We start from the raw sequence: 21,402 nt of genomic DNA, 5'->3' as shown, positions 1-21,402 counted from the left end.
CGATTCAGGCCTTGCCGTCCAGCGTTCTCAGGCCTGCCTCGTCTTCCGCTGTCAGCACCCGGATACAGGGCAGCCAGCCGTCGAACACCACGCCGTGCAGTTCGGTCTGCTTCTGGCTGCGGAGCAGGTTGACCAGATAGCTGATGATCTCCGGCGTAATGACCTGGCCGGGCACCAGTACCGGGATACCCGGCGGATAGGGAACAACCTGGTCAGAGCTGACGCGGCCCGCCAAAGCCTGGTTGACCTGGTCAGCCTCATCCAGCAAGGGCGCCAGCTCACCACCGCAATAGAAGGCATCGCGCGGCAGGTATTTGAGCCGGGTGAAATGCGGAATCGCCGGCGTACGGTAAAGCCGCCGTGGTGCGCGGGTTTCGCGGCTGATACGCATCAGCGCATCGTACAGGCGCGCCACCTTGCTCTTGGTGGTGCCGATGGTCAGCAATAACGTGATGGTATTGAAGGTCGATTTCTCGATCTGGATGTTGTATCGCTCAAACAACAGTTTCTGCAGGTCGTCCACCGTGTAGCCCGATGCCGAGATATCCACGGTCACCTTGGTCGGGTCCAGCCTCACACCGTCCTGCTTCACTTCCTCGGGCAACAGGTCATCCAGCTCCAGCACCCGGAACACCCCGGTGGAGTTGATCAGCTCCTTCAACTCCGCCGCCAGCGCAAGGGTACGGCTCAGCAGCTTGTAGCCTTCCATGCTCATCTGCCGCCGGGCCACATCCAGGCTGGCAATCATGCTGTACTGCGGGCTGGTCGAGGTATGCATGTTGTAGTTCTCGCGGAACACATGCTCATTGAACTCGACCACCTCGTTCACATGGATCATCGACGCCTGCGAGAAAGCGCTCATCACCTTATGGGTGGACTGGGTGGCAAAATCCGCCCCCGCCTCCAGCGCAGTAGGCCGGAACTCGGGATGGAAACGGGCGTGGCCATACCAGGCTTCGTCGATGATCACCTTGATGCCGTGCTCATGCGCCTTGGCAATGATGGGTGGCAGGTCATAGCGCAAGCCATCATAGGTGCACGAGGTCAGTATCATGGCCCTCGCATCGGTGTTGTCTTCTATGGCCTTGAAGATCAACTGCTTGGGCACCGGGCCGAACAGGCCGTACTCCAGGTTGGTGCTCGAATCCAGGTAAACGGGCAAGGCGCCCGATATCACCACGCCATGGTGTACCGACTTATGGCAGTTGCGATCCAGTAGCAGCTTGTCGCCCGGCGCCAGCAAGGTCTGCAATATCACCTTGTTGGCAGTGGAGGTGCCGTTGGTGGCAAAGAAGGTGCGGTGGGCGCCAAAAGCCTTGGCGGCAATCTGCTGGGCTTCATCAATGATGCCTGTCGGGTGCAGCAGGGAATCGAGCATGGGCACCGAGCACGACAAATCGCCCCGGAAGATATGCTCGCCCATGAAGTCATAGAAATCCTCGGCCCATGGGCTGCCGCGCAGGCTGTCGCCCGAGCTGTGGCCCGGCGTGTGCCAGGCATCCTTGGCCATGAATACATACTGCTTGAGCTTGTCGTAAAACGGCGTGTGGGCCCGCTCCAGCAACTGGGTGCTCAGTATGCGGTACCAGCCGAAATAGTCCGGATCATCACGGTAGAAATAACCATCCACCGCCTCGCACAGCAAGGTGTTCACCACCTCGGCCTCATCTTGCTGGGCAATCAGGATGTAGACGTCCAGCTCCGGCCGGTGCGCATGGATGGCATGCACCAGGTCCAGCGCCGACATCTGCAGTTTCTTCTTGCGCGCGCCGCCCTGCTCACCGACGCGATGCAGCTGGTCATCAACGATCACAGCCTGGATATCGCCGTCCTCACGTATGGCCGCCAGGGCTTCCTGCGCGGTTTCCACCCCGATAAACGTGGCACCCAAGGGGTTGTCCAATTGCCTTGCGGCAGCATTCAATCCCTTGACCAGTGCTTTCAGCACCAGCTTCTCGTCGTTTACCAGTAAAATGCGGCTAATCGGTTTTGACACGGTTATCTCTTCCTATAATTCTTGAATTGCGGGGCGGGATCTCCGCCCAAGCCCGCAAGAATAATCCAAGCCCAAGCTACACGCGATGATTTGCAACCCATACGAAGTCATCATCCAAGGCCTCACCCGCAATGGCCGCGAGTTCCGCCCCTCTGATTGGGCTGAACGGCTGTCAGGTATTCTCTCGACTTTTGGTACCGACCAGAAGCTGTCGTACGCACCCTATGTGCGTCCGATGGTCATGGAAAACGTACGCTGCGTCGCCATCGACAAGCAGCTCGAGAAGATAGACCCGCGGGTGTACAGCTTTCTGATGAGTTTTGCCAAAGACAACGACCTGCGCGTTGTCGACTGCCGCCAATTGCTGGAAGAACACTACCCCAGTCAGTTCCTGGGTTAGTTTCAGTGCCCCTGGCAACAGGGGCACCATTCTACGCCGCAATTGGAGCAATTACTCCAACCTCCTGACTTCATAGCCTGAAGGCCACAGGCAGGGATTTGCTCGGCCTGCTATTGTGCTGCCGCAACGCGGCGGTTGTGCCTGATCGACGAATACAGCGCCAAAACAATGAAGGCCGCACCGATCAAACCGGTGATGACTTCCGAGATATGGTGCACCGTACCGACGAACATGATGGTCGCCAAGGCGCCTATGGCATAGAACGCGCCATGCTCCAGGTAACGGAACTGATCGAGCGTGCCCTTGGCCACGAAATAGAGGGTCAGCGAACGCACGAACATGGCGCCTACACCCAGGCCGATGGCAATGATGAAGATGTTGTTGGACAGCGCAAACGCACCGATCACGCCATCAAAACTGAAGCTGGCGTCCAGCACCTCAAGGTAGAGAAAGGCCGACAGGCCGGTGCGCGCCACCGTGCCGTTATGGTTTGCTTCTTCGTCCGACTCCAGCAAGGCAGAGAAGCCGTCCACGATGATGTAGGTGATCAGGCCAGCCATGGCAGCCAGCACGAACTCCATCTGTTTAGCCTGGGGCAGGTAGGTCGATATCACATAGATGACGATCATGCAGATGGCTATGGTCACGGCCTCCATCTTGCCCAGCTTGCTCAGTGGCTCCTCGATCAGACGCACCCAATGCACGTCCTTTTCCTTGTCCAGGAAGAACTGCAGGAACACCATCATCAGGAAGGCACCACCAAAACCGGCCACCACCACATGGGCAGAAGTCAGGGTAGCCGCATAGCCGTCCGGGTCGCCAACCGCCAGTTGCAGTGCCGCCCAAGGCGACAGCTTGGCAATGACCGCCACAATCAGCACAGGGAACACCACCCGCATGCCAAACACGGCTATCAGCATGCCCCAGGTGATGAAACGATGGCGCCATTTTTCATCCATGTCCTTGAGCACCGTGGCATTGACCACGGCATTGTCAAACGACAAGGAGACTTCCAGCACGGACAGTATGGCCGCGATAAACATGGCCTTGGGGCCACCCACATAGAAAGCCGCCGCCAAGCCCAGGCCGGTGACGATGAAAGAGGATCGGAAATATTGAAGGTTGCCCACGGGCCTGCCTCAGTTGGTTTTTGTTGAAATGGGATGGCCCCGGTCACGCCGGGGTTATTGCAGGCTTCCAGAAACCTGGCTGGCTAAACCAGACAAGCTGCCAGCGAACAATCTCAACGCCGCAGCGAGGCGACAGCGTGGTTGCTGGGAGCGCCCTATAGCCCGAGATTGTCCCACAGTGCATCGACCTTCGTCTTGACCTCGACGTCCTGGCTGATGGGCACGCCCCACTCCCGGCTGGTTTCGCCGGGCAGCTTGTTGGTGGCATCCAGCCCCATCTTCGACCCCAGGCCCGATACTGGAGAGGCGAAGTCCAGGTAATCAATCGGCGTGCTGTCCACCAAGGTAGTGTCGCGCGTCGGGTCCATCCGGGTGGTAATGGCCCAGATAACTTCCTTCCAGTCGCGGGTGTTGACGTCGTCGTCCACCACCACAATGAACTTGGTGTACATGAACTGCCGCAAGAAGCTCCACACGCCGAACATCAGGCGCTTGGCATGGCCCGGATAGGCCTTCTTGATGCTGACGATGGCCATGCGGTAAGAGCATCCCTCTGGCGGCAGATAGAAATCCACGATCTCGGGAAACTGTTTCTGCAGTATGGGCACGAACACTTCGTTCAGTGCCACACCGAGTACGGCAGGCTCATCTGGCGGCTTGCCGGTATAAGTGCTGTGATAGATCGGGTCCGGTCGCATGGTGATGCGATCCACCGTAAACACCGGGAACCAGTCCTGCTCGTTGTAGTAACCGGTGTGATCGCCATAGGGGCCTTCCAGCGCATGCAGATAGCCCCCTATCTCCTTCATGGCTATGCCTGTCTCGCTAACCCCCTGCCAACCTTTTTCAGCCGGTGCGATATGGCCCTCCAGCACGATCTCGGCACTGGCTGGCACCTGCAAGGTATTGCCCAGACATTGCACCAGCTCGGTCTTGCTACCCCGCAGCAGGCCAGCGAACTGATACTCGCTCAGGCTATCCGGCACCGGTGTTACCGCACCCAGGATGGTGGCGGGATCGCAGCCCAGCACCACCGAAAGGGGAAAAGCCTGCCCCGGATGCCGTATGGCATGCTCGCGAAAATCCAGTGCCCCGCCCCGATGCGCCAGCCAGCGCATGATGAGCTGACGCCGGCCTATCAGCTGCTGTCGATAGATGCCCAGATTCTGCCGTGGCTTGTGCGGCCCACGACTGACCACCAGGCCCCAGGTAATCAAGGGAGCCACATCACCCGGCCAGCAGTGCTGTATGGGTATGCGTGCCAGATCCAGCTGTTCTCCCTCCCACACTACCTCCTGGCAGGGGGCACGGCGTACCACCTTGGGCGCCATATTCAGCACCTGCTTCAGGATGGGCCATTTCTCCCACGCATCCTTCAAGCCCTTGGGTGGCTCCGGCTCTTTCAGGTAGGCCAACAGCTTGCCTATCTCACGCAGGGCTTCCACCTCCTGCGCCCCCATGCCCAGGGCCACACGGCGCGGGGTGCCGAACAGATTGCCCAGCACCGGCATGCTATGGCCCACCACGTTCTCGAACAACAGTGCAGGGCCACCGGCCCGCAGCACACGATCGCATATCTCGGTCATCTCCAGCTTGGTGGAGATCGGCGTCTTGATGCGCTTGAGCTCACCCATGGCTTCCAGTTGGGCAATGAAGTCGCGTAGATCTTGGTATTTCATGGAGTATCCGCAGCCAGGCGCCACCGCAAAGGGCAGCAAAGGTGCAAGTATAAATCGAGGCAGCCGCTATACCGGCGTCGCTGCAACAATTCGGCCCATACAGCCGGCTTTGATTGAAGCTACATAAGCTTATCTTTATGCTGCCCAGGCGCCAGACCCACGCAGGGCTGCGCACATCGAGGCCAGCAGCCTCACAACCATAAACGCCGCCAACAAAACTGCGCAGCGGTTCTGGCCAGGCCGGCAAATGCCGGCCGTGCATGCAGCAAGGCAGGTTTGCACAGCCACGCCCGAGGGTTTTGCCAGCGGCACGACAACAAATCCTGAGGAAACCACGCCATGCATGACCTTGCTCGCAAGCAACGCCCCTGCCTCACCCTCCTGGCCGCTCTGGTCATGACCCTCCCCCCTGCTTACGCCGGCGACATTGCCGCCAGCCAGGCCCAGCAATCGTCGCCCAGTACCAGCCAGGAACTCAAGGCGCTGCTCGATGCAGATCTGGACAAGGTTCTCCGCGCCATGCCGGATTTGGCTACCGCGCAAGGCATACCCGGCTACAACCACCTGCTGCCCGATCTCTCGGCAACCGCCCTGGAGACACAGCAGCAGTATGAGCGCAGTACCCTGATCCGCCTGCAGGCACTGGATGCCAGCCAGTTGCAAGGGCAGGAAAAACTCTCCTACGAGCTATTGCGCAACAAGATGGAGCAAGCCGTCGCTGCGCAGCGCTTCGCCTATCGCCACGCCCTGGTACTGAGCAGCCTGGGCGGCATACAGAACATGATGCCGCGGCAGGCCCAGCTCACCGCTTTCCGTTCCGCCAATGACTATCAGGATTACCTGGCGCGGCTACGCGGCATTCCCAAGCTGGTGGAACAGACCATGGCAAGGCTGGAACTGGGTCGTGACAGCGGCTGGATGCGCACTACCCCCGTAGTGGACCGCATCGTCGCGGCCATCGATGCTCACATGGTGAGCCAGCCTGATGACAGCGTGGTTTTCGGTCCCTTCAAACGATACCCGGCCACCGTGTCGGGCGCCCAAAGGCAGGCACTGGCCGATGAAGCCAGGCAGCTGATCCTGAGCCACTACCAGCCCGCCTTGCAAAAGCTCAAGACCTATCTGCAGACCGAATACCGGCCCAAAGCGCCGGCCGAGGCCGGTCTGGCCGCCCTGCCCGGCGGCCTGGACTATTACAACCACCTTATCCGCAGCGAGATTGCCGAGGGCATGAGTGCGGCGGAAATCCACACCCTGGGCCAGCAACAAGTGGCACGCCTGCGACAGGAGATCGCCGCGGTAGCCAGGCAGACGGGTTTCAAAGGCAGCACCGACCAGTTCGTACGCAAGCTGGGCCGTGATCCACGTTATTTCTTCAAGTCATCCGATGCGGTGTTAGCAGCCTATCGCGCCATGTCGCAACGGGTCGATCCGCAACTGGGCAAACTGTTCCATGCCCTGCCCCGCACCCCCTACGCCATCCGCAGCATGACCGCCGCCGAAGCCAGCAGCAGTACAGCTGCCAACTACGCTGCAGGCTCCTTGGTGCTGGGCACCAGCGGCCTGTTCACCATCAACGCCCTGGGTTACCAGACCGAGCCGACCTGGCGGGTCGAATCCCTGTTCCTGCACGAAGCCGTGCCCGGCCACCATATGCAGATTGCCCGTGCCGCCGAAATCGAAGGCCTGCATCCGTGGCGCCGCGTCGGCGGCTGGAATGTCGCCTACGGCGAGGGCTGGGCGCTCTATGCCGAAAAACTGGGCTATGCCATGGGGCTGTACAAGGATCCCTACCAGCACTACGGCCACCTGCAGGCCGAACTGTTCCGCGCTGCCCGGCTGGTGGTGGATACCGGCATCCATGCCTATAAATGGCCGCGCACCAAGGCAGTGGACTATATGGTGCGCCAGGGTGGCCTGACCCAGGATTTTGCCGAGAGCGAAGTGGATCGCTACTTCTCCAATCCCTCACAGGCGCTGGGTTACATGATAGGCCAGCGTAAGTTGATGGAACTGCGCCAGCGGGCAGAGCAGGCCCTGGGTGACAAGTTCGATATCCGCGATTTTCACGCTGTGGTACTGGACGGCAGACGGATGCCCTTGCAACTGCTGGAGCGCAAGGTCGACAGCTGGATAGCCCAGGGCGGCGGCAAGGCGTGATCGCTAGGGCACAGTAGGCGCTGCCGCTGACACCTGCCCAGCCTGTGGGCAGGTGTCATGGCAGGCTGCCCATTCCAGCAGGGCATCCAGCGCCACTTGCGCCTCATCGGCTCTGGGGTGGTTGATCATGCCAACCACCAGCCAGGCCTGCCCTGCCGTGTCGGTCACATAGCCCGCCACGGCCTTGACGCCATCCAGGGTACCCGTCTTGATACGTGCCCTGCCCGCCAGCGGGGTGCCCGCCAGACGCCGCCGCATGGTGCCATCCAGCGCTACGATAGGCAGGCTGGCCAGGTATTCGGCAGCAAACGCGCTGCGCTGCCCCACCGCCAGCACCGATGCAAGTTGTCGTGCGCTGATGCGGGCCGTGCGTGACAGACCCGCGCCGTTGTCCACCACCAAGCCCGGCATGCTCAAACCCTGTTTGGCCAGCCAAGCAAGGAGTGCCGCCTCTGCCGCCTGCTGGCTATCCATGCCAGGCGGCCAGTTCAAGGCGCGTGCCTGTTCTGCCCCCATGGTCAGATACACCGAGCGGGCCATGGTGTTGTTGGAGAGCTTGTTGATATCGCGCAACTGCTCGGCCAGCGGTGGCGACACCTGCTCGGCCCACAGCCGCGCATCCTGCGGTGTCGTTGCCTCGCGGGTCGTGCCGCTTATCTCGCCCCCCAGCTCCTGCCACAGGCTACGTAGCAGGCGGCTGGTGAAGTCCACTGTCCCAAACAGGCTCAAGTAACGGCCGGCCCGGCAATGGCGTGGAAAGCTGCCCTGCAAGGTCACCTTGACCTGGCCGTCGGCCAGCCTTTCGATATCCGGCCTGGCCCAGCCACGCGCCCAGCGGGTGCAGTCGCCATCTACCAGCTTCATGCGGCTATCGGCCACCAGGCCCGCCAGCGGTGGCTCTATACGCACCAGCATGCTGTCCGCACCCGACTCCATGTCAAAGCGCTGCGCCCTGAAATTGGCCAGCAGGGCATCCGGCCCTACGTTATAGGCGCGCTCCGGCTGTTCATCGAACTGGCTCGCAGCAAGGTCTGGGGGCAACACGAAATAACTGCGATCCAGCACCAAGTCGCCTTCTATCCGCCGGACGCCACGGGCCCGCAGCTCACGCAGCAATAGCCAAAGGCGCTCAAATGTCAGCTTGGGGTCGCCGCCGCCACGCAGGTAAAGATCCCCCTTGAGCGTATCGCCCTCCAGGCCACCCTTGCTGTACAGGCCGGTATGCCAGCTATGGCTCGGCCCCAAGGTCTCCAGCGCCGCCAGGGTACTCAGCAGCTTGATGGTAGAAGCAGGATTGAAGGGCGTATCGGGCTGATGCAACAGGCGCGCGCCCTCGCCTGCCAAGGGCATGACCACCGCCGCCATGGCGTTTTCCGGCACTTTGGCCTGCTTCAGTTGGCTGGCCACCATCTCAGGCAAGGCCGCACTTGCCGGTAATACATTACAAAGCAAAACAGCGGCCCATGCCGCCAGGCTTGTTCTTTTCGCCATGCTTATTCCACGTGTACCTGCCAAAGTGGCCCCCAGTCACCCGCAGCTTGGTATACCAAGGGACGCGCCTGCAAAAACCAGCGGCCCCTGGCCGCCGGCACAAATTCGAACTGACCTTGCCGGGTATGCTGCGGCTCGGTGATCTGCTGCGCCAGGCCCGCATCGCCAAGCTGCATATCATCGATATACCAGCCTACCCGGCTGTCGTCGGGGGTGTAGAAGTCCCCCTGGTCAAACTGGTAGCGAAAGCGCAATTGCACACGCCGCAGACCATAGGCCGACAAATCTACCAGACGTTCACGGTACTGCGCCTCGGCGTGGGCAGGGACGCCATCACTGCCTTGTCGATAGACAGTCTCCCAGTCATCCCGGTCGTCCACCAGCACCTCCACCAGGGCCACCTCGTCGCGCCCGGCCACCCCCAGCCGGCTCATGAAGCGCAGTCTGGGCGCCGGCCCCAGCATCACGGCTTGCGACAGCGTGAGGGTCTCGTTACCCGCACCCTGGTGGGCCAGCCTATAGGCCTGCCTGCCACTGGCAACCACCTTGCCATCCAGCACCGGGTAATCATTGCGCCCGCTATAGGAGAACAGACCATAACCCTGTTCCGCCCCGGCCTCCACGCCCGCCGTGAGTACCTGCAAGGCCCGCCATTGCGCGCCGGTAGCACCGGGCTGGGGCAATACCCTGAAGCCACCGCCGGCCAGGGGTATCCGCCGGGCGCCTTCAATATGGGCTTCGGACTGCGTGGCATGGGCTGCCTCGGGGTCGAACAACTTCACTTGGTAAGCGTATTCCTGCCAAGCACCAGCCAGCTTCACCCTGTCTATCCTCACCCGGTACTGGCCGTCACGATCCGTCCATGCCGCATCGTGGGCCAGTGCATGTGCACGCCAGACCAGTGTGGGCTCGCCTACGTCAACCTCCAGCGCCTCGGTCGCCACGGCCACCTCCTCATCGCCCTGCCACATGCGGATGCGCGCCTCAGAAAAGTCTGCTCCCGGCAAAGCAAACGACCAGCGAGGAAAAACCACACCATAGGGCACCCACCCCGGCGGCGGCCAGGCCACGAAACCGTCACGCACTGCGGGCCGGTTGCTGCCATAGAGGCCATCGTAAGCGGTAAAGCCACTGGCGGCATCGGCTTGCCCAGCCACCGGCACGTCGCCCAGGCCGATGAAACGTGTTTGTGGGTAGAGCAGCCAACGGCGATGATTGACCCCCTGGTTCTGCAGGCCGGCGTCACGCATAAAGGCCGTCACCGCCCCCGCGCCGTTCTCGCCACGGGCCAGCAGAGACAACCTGGCACCTTCCTCTGCATCATCAGAATGGCAACGCCACCCGGGGTCTATCGCATGGGCTATACGGCCATTGGCGGCCATCACCAAGGCCGCGGCCTGAGTCTTGCGGCTCGCCGCCGGGTCTTCCTCAACATCAGCCGGAACACCCGCCATGGCGCGAAACCAGTTGATACGGGCCAAGGCTGCCTGCCTATGCTGGGGCAGGGTCTCGCCTGCATCACAGCGGTCTATGCTGCCCTGCCAGAAACCCGAGCGAGGCGTGGCACGATAACGGACCCGATGAAACAGCCGTACCGCCTCACGCTGTTGTGTATCCACTACCCAGCCGGCTCGCATGCCAGCGGGCACCACCACCGCAGGCTCATCGTGTTCGGGCTGGGGTGCCGCCACCAGCGGCAAGGGAAGCAGCAGACTCAGCAGGTGCATGGTTCAGTACCCATTCCGACATATAGCCAAGGCCTGGCTTCAGCGCATGTTCAAGATTTTTTCGCCAGGGTAGAAAATCGTGAACAGGCTCTCAGACCCGCTCCCTAATAGGATAGCGACTCAAGGAGACTTCCAGAAAATACGACTTCTCAGCAAGACAAGGCATGGTCGAAAAATTTCGACGCAACACAGGCTTGATATATAAGGAGAAATCAATGTCGAGCACGGCTCGCATTGCCACGAAAGCGCGGTTTCTGGCGGCTAGCTCAAAGCTCTAGCGGGTCCACATCCAGTGACCACCTCACCTTGGCGGCCCGTTCCGCGCGCAAAGCCTGCATCCAGCCCGCCAGGAACGCCCCCAGGCGTGCGCGTGAACCCGATTGCACCAATACCTGTGCACGCTCGCGATTGGCTAGCCGCATCATGCTGGCAGCAACGGGATCCCACACAGTAACGGCCTCATCGAGCGGCGCCAGGGCAACCGCCCCCTGCAGGAACTGCATGGCTTCCGCCAGGGTATCCGCCTCCGCCCTCAGCACAGCCTGGTAAAGATAGGGGGGGAAACCGGCCAGCTTGCGTTCAGCCAACTCGGTAGCGGCGAAGTCCGCATAGTTGTCAGCCAGCAAGGCCTGGTATAGCGGATGCTCTGGAAAATCCGTCTGTATCAGTACCTCGCCCGGTTTATTGGCCCGCCCTGCCCGCCCTGCCACCTGGGCCAGCTGGGCATACAGCCGTTCGCTGGCGCGGAAATCAGCCGAGTACAAGCCGCTATCCGCCCCAATCACCGCCACCAGCGTCAGCGCCGGAAAATCATGCCCCTTGGCCAGCATCTGGGTACCGATCAGGATATCGACCTCACCCGCATGTATGGTCTTGAGTGCCGCCTCAAAACTGCCTTTGCGCCGCATGCTGTCGCGGTCTATGCGCAACACCCGGGCCTGTGGGAAGCGCTGGGCCAGTAGCTCCTCCAGTCGCTGGGTACCCTGGCCCAGCGGCTTCATATCGCTATTGCCGCAACCCGGACAAGCCGGTGGAAAGCGCTCTTCCCAGCCGCAATGGTGGCAGCGCAGCCGCCGTTCTCGCATATGTACGGTCAAGCGGGCCGAGCAACGGGTACACGCAGCCAGCCAGCCACATTCACTGCAGTGCATGACCGGAGCGTAGCCGCGTCGATTGAGGAAAATCAGGCTTTGCTCGCCCCGCGCCAGGCGGTTCTCTATCGCCCCCAGTGTATGGGCATGCAAGCCATCAGCCAGATGCTGACGCCGGGTTGGCACCAGCTGCCAGCTAGGCGGCTGCGCCCCGGCAACGGCACGCTGAGGCAAGGCCAGGCGTTTGTAGCGCCCCGCTTCGGCGTTGTACCAGCTCTCCAGCGCTGGCGTAGCCGAGCCCAGCACGATGGCAACCTGCGCTTGGCGGGCCCGGTACACGGCCACATCGCGGGCCGAGTAGCGCAGGCCTTCCTGCTGCTTGAAGCTGGCGTCATGCTCCTCGTCCACCACCACCAGCCCCAGCCTGGGCAGGGGGGTAAACACCGCCAGCCGGGTACCCAGCACGATGGCAGCCTCCCCCCGTGCCGCACGCACCCAGCCAGTCGCACGCTCGCCATCGGCTACACCGCTATGCAGGCTGACTATCTCCACACCAGGAAAACGTTGCCGGAAGCGCCCTTCCAGCTGGGGCGTCAGATTGATTTCCGGCACCAGCACCAGTGCCTGCAGCCCCCGCTGCAGCACCTCGGCAATGGCATGCAGATAGACCTCGGTCTTGCCGCTACCGGTAATGCCGCAGAGCAAATGGCAGGCAAACCCCGCCGACTGCGTGATGGCCGCAACAGCAGCAGCCTGCCCTGGGTTGAGCGCCGGGCCGGCCACCGGTTGCGGAAGCGCAAGCGATAACGCCACCTGCCTGAGCTGGCCTTGCGCCAACCACGCCTGCACCAGGCGCCAGGCCGAGCCCGATTCCGCACGCAATTGTGCCTCGCTGCAGGGCTCCGCCAGCATGACTGCCAAGCGCCGCTGCAGGCTGGCCCGCTTGGGCAGGCTGCCCAGCAAGGCATCGGCGTCCACTGCCTGGTAGGCACAGGCTGGCGCCACCCGGTACGGTGCGATTTCACGAAACCTGCCCGGCAGGGCCGTATGCACTACCTGCCCCAGCGGATGCTGGTAGTAATCTGCGCAGAACTGCAACAGGTCCAGGATATCGGCCGGCAAGGTGGGCAGATCGTCCAGCAAGGCCTCCACCGGTTTGATGGCAACGCCTGCATCGGCGGGGCTATCGGCCACCTCGATGACCATCCCGACCAGGGCACGCCGACCAAACGACACGACTGCGCGCTTGCCCACTGCCGAGGCATCGGCATCCGCCAGTTCGTAATCGAACAGCCGGGCAAGCGGGACATCCAGGGCAAGGCGGAGATAGGGCATAGGCCTGTCAAGAAAACTATTTTCGATACGCCGCAACGCCGCTAAATCCGTGTTGCGACAGGGATTTTCGGCCTGTCCACAAATCCTGTGGATAACTTTGTGGGCAAGTTTGGGGAAACGCGCTAAACCCCGGATACATCAAGCGCTTTATTATGTTGCACAAAAAATAGGCAACATTTAATTCACTTAAAAATCAGTGCTTTACGCAATTTACACCGATTTGCAGCGCGAACATGCAGTGCTTGACAAGCGCGTTTCCGCCAACCTGCAACTCTGTGCATAACTTAGCCACCATTCAGGTGGCAGCACTTCAACATTGCAACGCAAGTTGCTGTTTTATATGAATGATGTCGAGGTTGACAAATGCCTGCTGCAATGCAGCAGGCTGGCACGGATTTGGTGCATTTACTCAGTTTGAATGATACGGGCGAGACAGGCGATGAACGGCATCGACCAAGGCTGTCACATGTTCCGGCGACGTGAATTGCGAGATACCGTGGCCCAGGTTGAACACATGGCCTGCCCCCTCGCCATAGCTCGCCAACAGCCTGGCCACTTCCGCCTCTATGGCAGCAGGCTTGGCAAACAAGGCATTCGGATCCAGGTTGCCTTGCAATGCAACCTTGTCGCCCACCCGGCGGCGGGCGTCCGCCAGGTCCACCGTCCAGTCCAGCCCTATGGCATCACAACCGGTGGTGGCAATATCCTCCAGCCACAGGCCACCGCCCTTGGTAAACACGATCACCGGCACACGGCGGCCATCATGCTCACGTATCAAGCCAGCCACGATCTGCTTCATATAGGCCAGCGAGAACTCCTGATACTTGCCATAAGCCAGCGCCCCCCCCCAGCTATCGAACAGCTGGACTGCCTGGGCACCCGCCAGTATCTGGGCATTCAGGTAGGCCGTCACGGCCTGGGCATTCACTGCCAGGATATGGTGCAGCAGTTCCGGGCGGTCATACATGAGGGTCTTGATGCGGCTGAAGGTATCCGAACCACCGCCTTCCACCATATAGCAGGCAAGAGTGAACGGGCTGCCGGAAAAACCTATCAGCGGCACACGACCATTCAGGGCGCGGCGGATCGAGCTCACGGCATCGAATACATACTGCAACTCGGCCATATCCGGCACCGCCAGTGCCCGGATAGCCGCCTCGTCCCGCAAGGGCCGCTCAAACTTGGGGCCTTCACCCTCGGCAAAATACAGGCCCAGTCCCATGGCATCCGGCACGGTCAGGATGTCTGAAAACAATATGGCGGCATCGAGCGGATAGCGCTCCAGTGGCTGCAGGGTGACCTCTGTAGCCAGTTCAGTGTTCTTGCACAAGTCCAGAAAACTGCCGGCACGCTGCCGCGTGGCACGGTACTCCGGCAGGTAGCGGCCGGCCTGTCGCATCAGCCATAGCGGTGTGTGCTCGGTAGGTTGGCGCATCAGCGCGCGCAAGAAGGTATCGTTCTGGAGTACGGACATGATGTTCTCTCAACTGCCGGGTAGCGCCGGAGCGTACCCGCTTGCTCGGGATGCCGGTAAGCCGGCATCGGGAATGGTATTCAGCCCAGCCAGCCCTTATCGCGGGCAGCCTCCAGCCTGGGCAGCACGTACTGCCACAAAGCTGGTGCGGCATCATTGATGGGCAGGTTCTTGCGTATCACCTGCTCGAACCGCACGCTGTTCTCCTGCCAGCTGGCGCCTTCATTGGCCAGGTTCTGCAGCATGGGCAACAAGCGGTCACAGGCATAGGCAAAGCGCCCATCTGCCGTTGCCCGCTCTTCGTACTCCCGCCACAGCGCGTGGAATTCGCGGGCCTGCTCGGGGGGCAGCATGCCGAACAAGCGTTCGGCCGCCGCCACTTCCTTATCGGCCTTGCCTGCTGCGGCTGCCTCGTCGTACAGAAAGGTATCGTCTGCATCAATTTCGACGATATCGTGCAACAACAGCATCTTCACCACTCGCTCCACCGCCACGGGCGGCTCGGCATGCTCGGCCAGCAGCATGGCCATCAGGGCCACATGCCAGCTGTGCTCAGCCGTGTTCTCATAGCGATCCAGCCCCACCGGCCGGGTACGGCGCAATATGGCCTTGAGCTTGTCCAGTTCCAACAAAAAGCCCAGCTGTGCGATCAATTTATCCATGTTGCCCGGCCGCCAGGTTCAGTTCATCCCGATATCCCCGAGCCGCCGCAACGGCCGCATCCAGATCGCAGCCCTGTGCATACTGTATGCCCCGGCTAGCGCTGACCACAGCGCCAGTGCCCTCCGCCAGAAAGGCCGGCGCCAGCGTAGCGGCAGTTGCGCCCTGTGCGCCCAGGCCTGGCAACAACAAGGTGGCCTTGGGCATCAGTGCACGAAAGCGTGCCAGCTCGGCCGGATGGGTAGCGCCCACGACCGCCCCCACGCTGGCCAGCGCCTCGGCTTCTTCCTCACCCAGGCGCGCCACCTCGCGGGCAACGTGCTCGGCCACGCTGCAGCCGTCGGCCATCAAGCCCTGCAAGTCTCCGCTATCGGGGTTGGACGTACGCACCAGCACGAAGACCGCCCCGCCATGCTGGCGCGCCGACGCCACGAATGGCCGCAAGGTGGCAAAACCCAGATAGGGGTTGATGGTAATGGCGTTACCAGCATGCCTGCCTTCCAGCCATGCCTGGGCATAAGCTTCGGCCGTCGAGCCGATATCGCCACGCTTGGCATCCAGCAGCACCGGCACATCCAGGCGCCGGGCCAGCATCATGACTTCGTCCATCAACTGCAGGCCCGGCAGGCCAGCAGCCTCATAGAAAGCCGCCTGGGGTTTGACGCAGACAATGAACGGCGCCACCGCCTCCAGCACGGCCAGGGTGTGGCTACGCATGGCCTCGACACTGTCGTAGGCAGCAAGGCGCGGATCCAGCCCCAGGCAAAGCCGGGTCTTCAGCGCATTGCCGCGCTCCACTAATCGATACTGAAACAATTGTGCTTCCTCGTGCTATCCCAGCTCGTCAGCCAGGCGGGCGACCAGCGCATGATGCGATCAGGGTTGCCGCGCCATGCCTGGCGCGCCGCCCACCTGATCGCAATCGACACGGGTGACTTACTTCTGCCAGCTATCCTTCAGCCCCACGGTGCGGTTGAACACCGGGCGGCCGCCGGCCACATGCTCGTAGCGGTCGGTGACGAAGTAGCCCAGGCGCTCGAACTGGTAGCGGGTTTCCGGTGCGGCATCGCGCACAGCCGCCTCGATATAACCGGTAACCGTGCGTAGCGAAGTCGGGTTGACGAACTGGCGGAAATCTTCGTACTGGCCGTCAGCCCCCCGTACCGCATCAGGGCGCTCCACCGTGAACAGCCGGTCATACAGCCGCACATCGGCTTCGATGGCGTGCTCGGCAGACACCCAGTGGATCACACCCTTGACCTTGCGGCCGACCGGATTCTGGCCCAGCGTTGCCGGGTCGATGGAACACTTCAACTCCACCACATTGCCTGCTGCATCCTTGATCACTTCGTCGCACTTGATCACATAGCTGTAGCGCAAGCGCACTTCGCTACCCAGGGTGAGACGCTGCCAGCCCGCTGGCGGCACTTCGGCAAAGTCATCGCGCTCGATATAGAGCTGCGGCGCAATCGGCACCTCACGCTCGCCAAATTCAGGATGGTGAGGATGGAAAGGCGCCGTGCGGCTGCTGGTCACACCAGCCTCGAAATTGGTCAGCGTCACCTTGATCGGGTCCAGCACGGCCATCACGCGGGGTGCTTCCGCTTCCAGCATCTCGCGTACCGCGCCTTCCAGCACGCTGTAATCAATGATGTTCTCGCTCTTGGACACCCCACAACGCTGGGCAAACAGGCGCAGGCCGGCCGGGCTGTAGCCACGGCGGCGCATGCCCGAAATGGTCGGCATGCGCGGGTCGTCCCAGCCTGTCACCAGGCCATCAACCACCAACTGGTTGAGCTTGCGCTTGGAGGTGATGGCATACAGCAGCTCAAGCCGCGAGAACTCGATCTGCTGCGGGTGGCAATCGATACTGATGTTGTCCAGCACCCAGTCGTACAGCGGGCGATGATCCTCGAACTCCAGCGAGCAGAGGCTATGGGTGACGCCTTCAATGGCATCCGAAATACAATGGGTGTAGTCATACATTGGGTAAATGCACCACTTGTCACCCGTACGGATATGGTGGGCACGACGTATGCGATAGAACACCGGATCGCGCAGATTGATGTTGGGCGAACCCATATCTATCTTCAGGCGCAGGGTCTTGCTGCCGTCCTCGAATTCGCCCGCCTTCATGCGGCGGAACAGATCCAGGTTTTCCGCCACCGAACGATCACGGTAGGGGCTGTTGCGGCCAGGCTTCTGGAAATCGCCGCGATATTCGCGCATTTCCTCGGCATTGAGCTCACAGACAAAGGCCTTGCCGGCAAGTATCAGCTCCTCGGCGTAGGCATACAGGCGGTCGAAATAATCCGACGCCCAGCGCACCTCGCCATCCCAGCTGAAACCCAGCCAGCGCACGTCTTCCTTGAAGGCCAGCGCGTACTCTTCCGACTCCTTCTCCGGATTGGTGTCATCAAAGCGCAGGTTGCATTCGCTGGCGTAGCCCTTGGCCTGGTAGTCTTCCTTGATGCCAAAATTGATACAGATGGCCTTGCAGTGCCCGATATGGGCATAGCCATTGGGCTCGGGCGGAAAGCGGGTAACCGTGCGCTGATGCTTGCCCGAGGCAAGGTCGGCATCGATGATGTTACGGATGAAATTGCTGGCGGCGGGCGCGTTGTTTTCGGTAGTCATTGAATTCCGCAAGGCGTTGATTTTGTGCAATGCGGCGATTTTACCCGATTCGGCGCCCGCACCCCATGTCTCGCTGGATTCATCCTGCAGCCCTGCCATCCAACCCACCCCATCAGGCTGGTCAGGTTCTGAACATGAAGTACACCGCCCCCAGCAGGCACAGGCCCGCCCAGAGGAAATCCCACTTGAAGGGCTGGTTCATATAGAACACCGCAAAGGGGATGAACACCGTCAGGGTGATCACCTCCTGCATGATCTTGAGCTGGGCCAGATTGTAGACGGTAAAGCCGATACGGTTGGCCAGTAATCGTACAGGAAGGCCACCAATGAAACTGACCAAGGTAACACTGATGCTCTGGGATGAGCAGGTGGTGAGGGTCGATGCCCATGCAGACCACCTGGGCGTTTCGAGGTCCTGTACGGCCCGTATGCTGCTGGACTGGGTTCTGGCCAACCCGCCGTCACTGGTGAACCTTCTGCGGGTACGCAAGGCTGGGGCAGCGATCTGAGTGGCCAATACTCCCACCAACCCCAACGCCTGCCAGTACGGCACGCCAACAACATGGGAGGCGCGAAAGCACGCCTCCCATGATTGCGTTTACGCCACCACTTTGGCCATCAGGTCGTCGATGTTTCTGGCGACCAGATACGAGGCCGGGCTTTCGCCGACTGCCAAGGCTTGGAAGTGGGCTTCGCCGCAGCGAATCTTGGCGCTTTCCTTGTCGCGCAGGTCTTCCGCGAAAAGGCTGCCCTTGGTTTCGACCACGAAGTAGAGCTTTTCCGCGCCATCCACTTCCACCAACACCGCCCAGTCCGGGTTGTAGGTGCCAAGGGGCGTTGGGACCTTGAACCAGCCCGGCAACTTGGCGTAGACCTTCACCGCCTCGTTCTTCTCCAAGTCTTCCGCGAAGCCCTTTTCCACGCCGCCCGAGTCATAGACCACGTATTCGTACACGGCCTTGGTCGCGGGCAGCATGTTCTTCAGGTAGCCGGTCAGTTCTTTCTGATTGAAAAGCTCCTGTGCGTAGTAGGCGTCATCACCGATGCGCTGGTACTTGATGCCATCGACCAGCGCCATCCGCTTCGCCCGGTTGACCGAATCGGCCACGAGGTCAATGAACTGCTGCGGGTTCTTCTTGAAGTCGTCCAGCCGTTCGCTCTCCGTCAAGATGCGGACCAGACTGCGTCGGGTGAGTTGGGTGCGGTCCTGCAACTCGGTCAGGATGTCCGGCAACTCGATGTCCTGCTCTTCAAGGATGATGGGGGCGGACGACGCCGTTTCGTTGGCATCGACACCGCCCTTGCCAATGGCCAAGTCCGCCTTGCGCCATTGCAGGCGGGTCTTGGTAACCACCGGCAAGCCCTTCACCGCCTGAATGCAGGCCTCTAGCAACGCTTCGTTGTCGAACTGAACCCGGTAGGTGGTTTTGTGCTTGATGCGGTCCCACAGGGCCTTGAAATCGGCGCTCTGCAATATGGCTTGACGGGTCTTGATGGGCTTGCGCTCGTCCGCATTTTTGACAATCAGGCCACCGGCCAGCTTCTTCAGGACCTCGCCGATTTCAGCTTTTTGTGAGGCGAACTCTTCCGGCAGGGTGAAGGTCTTGTCCTTCAATGCCGTGCGCAGGGCGTCCTGCACCTTGCCCTTGGCATCGACCATGCCGTTATCACGCAGGTAGGTCCAGATGGCTTCGGACTTCTCCACGCCCAGCGGCTTGGCCTCGCCGTTGGCATCCACCACCCCAATGGCGGCGAACTGGTGCTTCTCGACGATGCCGAAGCGGATGCCGGTGTCGGCCTCGATTTCTTTTTGCAGGTTGGCGGCGAAGTCCTCATAGCTTTCAGTCGCCACTACGGTCAGCGTATTGACCTCGAAGCCACGCTGGCGCTCACCGTTCTGGTTGACGCACAGACGCAGTCCGCGACCAATGGTCTGCCGACGCTCGCGCTCCGAGCCAATCTCGCGCAGGGCGCAAATCTGGAACACGTTGGGGTTGTCCCAGCCTTCACGCAGGGCGGAGTGGGAAAAGATGAACTTCAGCTTGGTCTCGAAGCCCAGCAGCTTTTCCTTGTCCTTCATGATGAGGTTGTAGGCCCGCTCAGCGTTGTCTCTGCCAGACTGATTGCCTTCACTGGTGTCTTGCCAGTTCCCCTTCTTGTCGATGGAGAAGTAGCCGTCATGCACCTCCGCCGCCTCAAGGCTCAAGTCCACCTCGCCGAACAGGCTACGGAACTTGGGCTTCGATGCCACGGCCTTGTACTCGGCTTCGAACATCTGGGCGTACTTGCCCTTCACGGGCACGCCGTTTGTGTCGTACTGGCGATAGTGGTCCACCACGTCGATGAAGAACAGCGACAGCACCTTGATGCCCAGCGGGTTGAGCCGAAGCTCCTTGTCCAGATGCTCTTCGATGGTGCGGCGAATCATCTGCCGCTTCACCGCGTCCTCATCCACGCCGCCAATGGCCTCGCCGATGCGCAACGGGGCCTCTTGGTTGCTGAACTGGACGTACTCATCGCCCTTCCGGCAGCCGATGTTGTCCACCAGAAAGCCCGCATACAGGGGGCGATTGATGGATTGCTCCAAGTCTTCGCCCGCCTGCACCGTAATCGTCTCGCGGCTGACAGACGTGCCGCGCTGCACATCCACCTCCAGCACGGCGCGAATCTTGTTGGCCTTGTTGCTGACCGACACCAAGCGCACATAGGCCTTGTTGTGGCCACCTTCCACCGCTGCGGACGCCACTTCAATCTGCTTCACCAGCCTGCGCTCATAGGCATCCACCGCATCCAGCCGGAAGACTTGGTGGTGCTTGTCGGCGTGCGTGGCGGAATAGCGCAGCGTGCAAAGCGGGTTCATCTTGTCCAGCGCGTCTTTGCCCCGGCCTTCAAGACCGCCGTCCACGCTCTGCGGCTCATCGACGATGATGATGGGGCAAGTCGAGCGAATCAGGTCAATCGGCTTCTCGCCGCCCGTCTTCTCGCTGTCCTTGTACAGGTTGTTCACGTCCTGCTTGTTGATGGCCCCTACGGTAACCACCATCACCTGAATGTGCTGGCTGGTGGCAAAGTTGCGCACCTGCCCCAGCTTGGATGAGTCGTACAGGAAGAAGTCGAAAGGCACACCGGCATACAGGCTGCGGAAGTGCTCGGCCATGATTTGCAGCGACTTGTAGACCCCCTCCTTGATGGCGACCGAGGGCACCACAATCACGAACTTGGTGAAGCCGTAGCGCTTGTTCAGTTCAAAGAAGGTGCGCAGGTAGACGTAGGTCTTGCCGGTCCCGGTCTCCATCTCCACCGTGAAGTCGCCCGAGGTCAGTGCCGACGATGGGCGAAGCCCATTGCGAAGCTGGATGTCCTTCAGGTTGGCCAGCAACTCGTCGTCCAGCAGGGTCAGGCGGTTACCCACCCCCAACTCGTTCTGCACAAGCCCCAACTGGCCTTGCGTAAAGCTGCCGCCCAAGGGCAGTTCGGCCTGCCCCTCCACCGTCCGGGCGCTCTGACTGGAAACGGTGAATTCGGTACGGCACACCTCCTGCCCGCGAAATAGGTCACACACCGCCTCGATGGCGGCGTGCTGGTAATCCAGATTCGATTCGAAGTGAAGTTTCATCGGGGC

At 61.1% G+C, this 21,402-nt stretch carries 14 protein-coding genes and 1 pseudogene; 3 read left to right on the top strand and 12 right to left on the bottom strand.

What is annotated here, in order from left to right:
* Window positions 1–4: 4 nt before the first annotated feature.
* Complete coding sequence (locus QQK16_RS19155; protein ID WP_284198088.1) at window positions 5–1,996, bottom strand: aminotransferase class V-fold PLP-dependent enzyme; 1,992 nt, start codon at window positions 1,994–1,996, stop codon at window positions 5–7.
* A gap of 85 nt (window positions 1,997–2,081) precedes the next feature.
* On the opposite strand from QQK16_RS19155, the pseudogene QQK16_RS19150 reads away from it, so the two are divergent.
* Window positions 2,082–2,369: pseudogene (locus tag QQK16_RS19150) on the top strand (DUF3579 domain-containing protein); the annotation flags it as partial.
* Between the two features lie 137 nt (window positions 2,370–2,506).
* Here the strand turns inward: QQK16_RS19150 and QQK16_RS19145 are convergent.
* Window positions 2,507–3,526, bottom strand: a complete 1,020-nt coding sequence (locus tag QQK16_RS19145) for a DUF475 domain-containing protein (protein ID WP_284198086.1) — start codon at window positions 3,524–3,526, stop codon at window positions 2,507–2,509.
* Between the two features lie 155 nt (window positions 3,527–3,681).
* On the bottom strand, window positions 3,682–5,205 hold the full coding sequence (gene ubiD, locus QQK16_RS19140) for a 4-hydroxy-3-polyprenylbenzoate decarboxylase (protein ID WP_284198085.1): 1,524 nt from the start codon (window positions 5,203–5,205) through the stop codon (window positions 3,682–3,684).
* Between the two features lie 339 nt (window positions 5,206–5,544).
* On the opposite strand from ubiD, the gene QQK16_RS19135 reads away from it, so the two are divergent.
* Window positions 5,545–7,365, top strand: coding sequence for a DUF885 domain-containing protein (locus tag QQK16_RS19135; protein WP_284198084.1), 1,821 nt, complete (start codon window positions 5,545–5,547; stop codon window positions 7,363–7,365).
* 3 nt (window positions 7,366–7,368) lie between these two features.
* On the opposite strand, the gene dacB is transcribed toward QQK16_RS19135, so the two are convergent.
* The 8 genes from dacB to QQK16_RS19095 form a co-directional block, all read right to left on the bottom strand.
* Window positions 7,369–8,856 (bottom strand): D-alanyl-D-alanine carboxypeptidase/D-alanyl-D-alanine endopeptidase, encoded by a 1,488-nt coding sequence (dacB, locus tag QQK16_RS19130; RefSeq protein ID WP_284198083.1) that lies wholly within the window; start codon window positions 8,854–8,856, stop codon window positions 7,369–7,371.
* A gap of 2 nt (window positions 8,857–8,858) precedes the next feature.
* A complete protein-coding gene (locus tag QQK16_RS19125) occupies window positions 8,859–10,583 on the bottom strand; it encodes a CAP domain-containing protein (RefSeq protein ID WP_284198082.1) in 1,725 nt (574 codons plus the stop codon).
* 266 nt (window positions 10,584–10,849) lie between these two features.
* Window positions 10,850–13,009 carry a primosomal protein N' gene (locus QQK16_RS19120; protein WP_284198081.1) on the bottom strand — a complete coding sequence of 720 codons (2,160 nt, stop codon included), beginning with the start codon at window positions 13,007–13,009 and terminating at the stop codon, window positions 10,850–10,852.
* 409 nt (window positions 13,010–13,418) lie between these two features.
* Window positions 13,419–14,483 (bottom strand): uroporphyrinogen decarboxylase, encoded by a 1,065-nt coding sequence (gene hemE / locus QQK16_RS19115; RefSeq protein ID WP_284198080.1) that lies wholly within the window; start codon window positions 14,481–14,483, stop codon window positions 13,419–13,421.
* An 80-nt stretch (window positions 14,484–14,563) separates the two neighbouring features.
* A complete protein-coding gene (locus QQK16_RS19110) occupies window positions 14,564–15,145 on the bottom strand; it encodes an HD domain-containing protein (RefSeq protein ID WP_284198079.1) in 582 nt (193 codons plus the stop codon).
* Complete coding sequence (gene pyrF, locus QQK16_RS19105) at window positions 15,138–15,959, bottom strand: orotidine-5'-phosphate decarboxylase (RefSeq protein WP_284198078.1); 822 nt, start codon at window positions 15,957–15,959, stop codon at window positions 15,138–15,140. Before pyrF ends, QQK16_RS19110 begins: the two co-directional genes overlap by 8 nt.
* A 120-nt stretch (window positions 15,960–16,079) precedes the next feature.
* The gene (locus tag QQK16_RS19100) at window positions 16,080–17,780 is read right to left on the bottom strand and encodes a glutamine--tRNA ligase/YqeY domain fusion protein (RefSeq protein WP_284198077.1); all 1,701 of its coding nucleotides are present in this window, start codon (window positions 17,778–17,780) and stop codon (window positions 16,080–16,082) included.
* A 121-nt stretch (window positions 17,781–17,901) separates the two neighbouring features.
* Window positions 17,902–18,120, bottom strand: coding sequence for a DMT family protein (locus QQK16_RS19095; protein WP_308447080.1), 219 nt, complete (start codon window positions 18,118–18,120; stop codon window positions 17,902–17,904).
* On the opposite strand from QQK16_RS19095, the gene QQK16_RS19090 reads away from it, so the two are divergent.
* Entirely contained in the window at window positions 18,107–18,289 is a 183-nt protein-coding gene (locus QQK16_RS19090; RefSeq protein WP_284198157.1) for a hypothetical protein, read from the top strand. The two genes, QQK16_RS19095 and QQK16_RS19090, sit on opposite strands and share 14 nt — an antisense overlap.
* Before the next feature lie 89 nt (window positions 18,290–18,378).
* Here the strand turns inward: QQK16_RS19090 and QQK16_RS19085 are convergent, their stop codons facing one another.
* Window positions 18,379–21,396, bottom strand: coding sequence for a type III restriction-modification system endonuclease (locus QQK16_RS19085; protein WP_284198076.1), 3,018 nt, complete (start codon window positions 21,394–21,396; stop codon window positions 18,379–18,381).
* Window positions 21,397–21,402: the final 6 nt, after the last annotated feature.

The organism is Chitinimonas prasina, assembly GCF_030160395.1.
GTDB lineage: Bacteria > Pseudomonadota > Gammaproteobacteria > Burkholderiales > Chitinimonadaceae > Chitinimonas > Chitinimonas prasina.
This window is presented reverse-complemented; position numbering and strand designations above follow the sequence as displayed.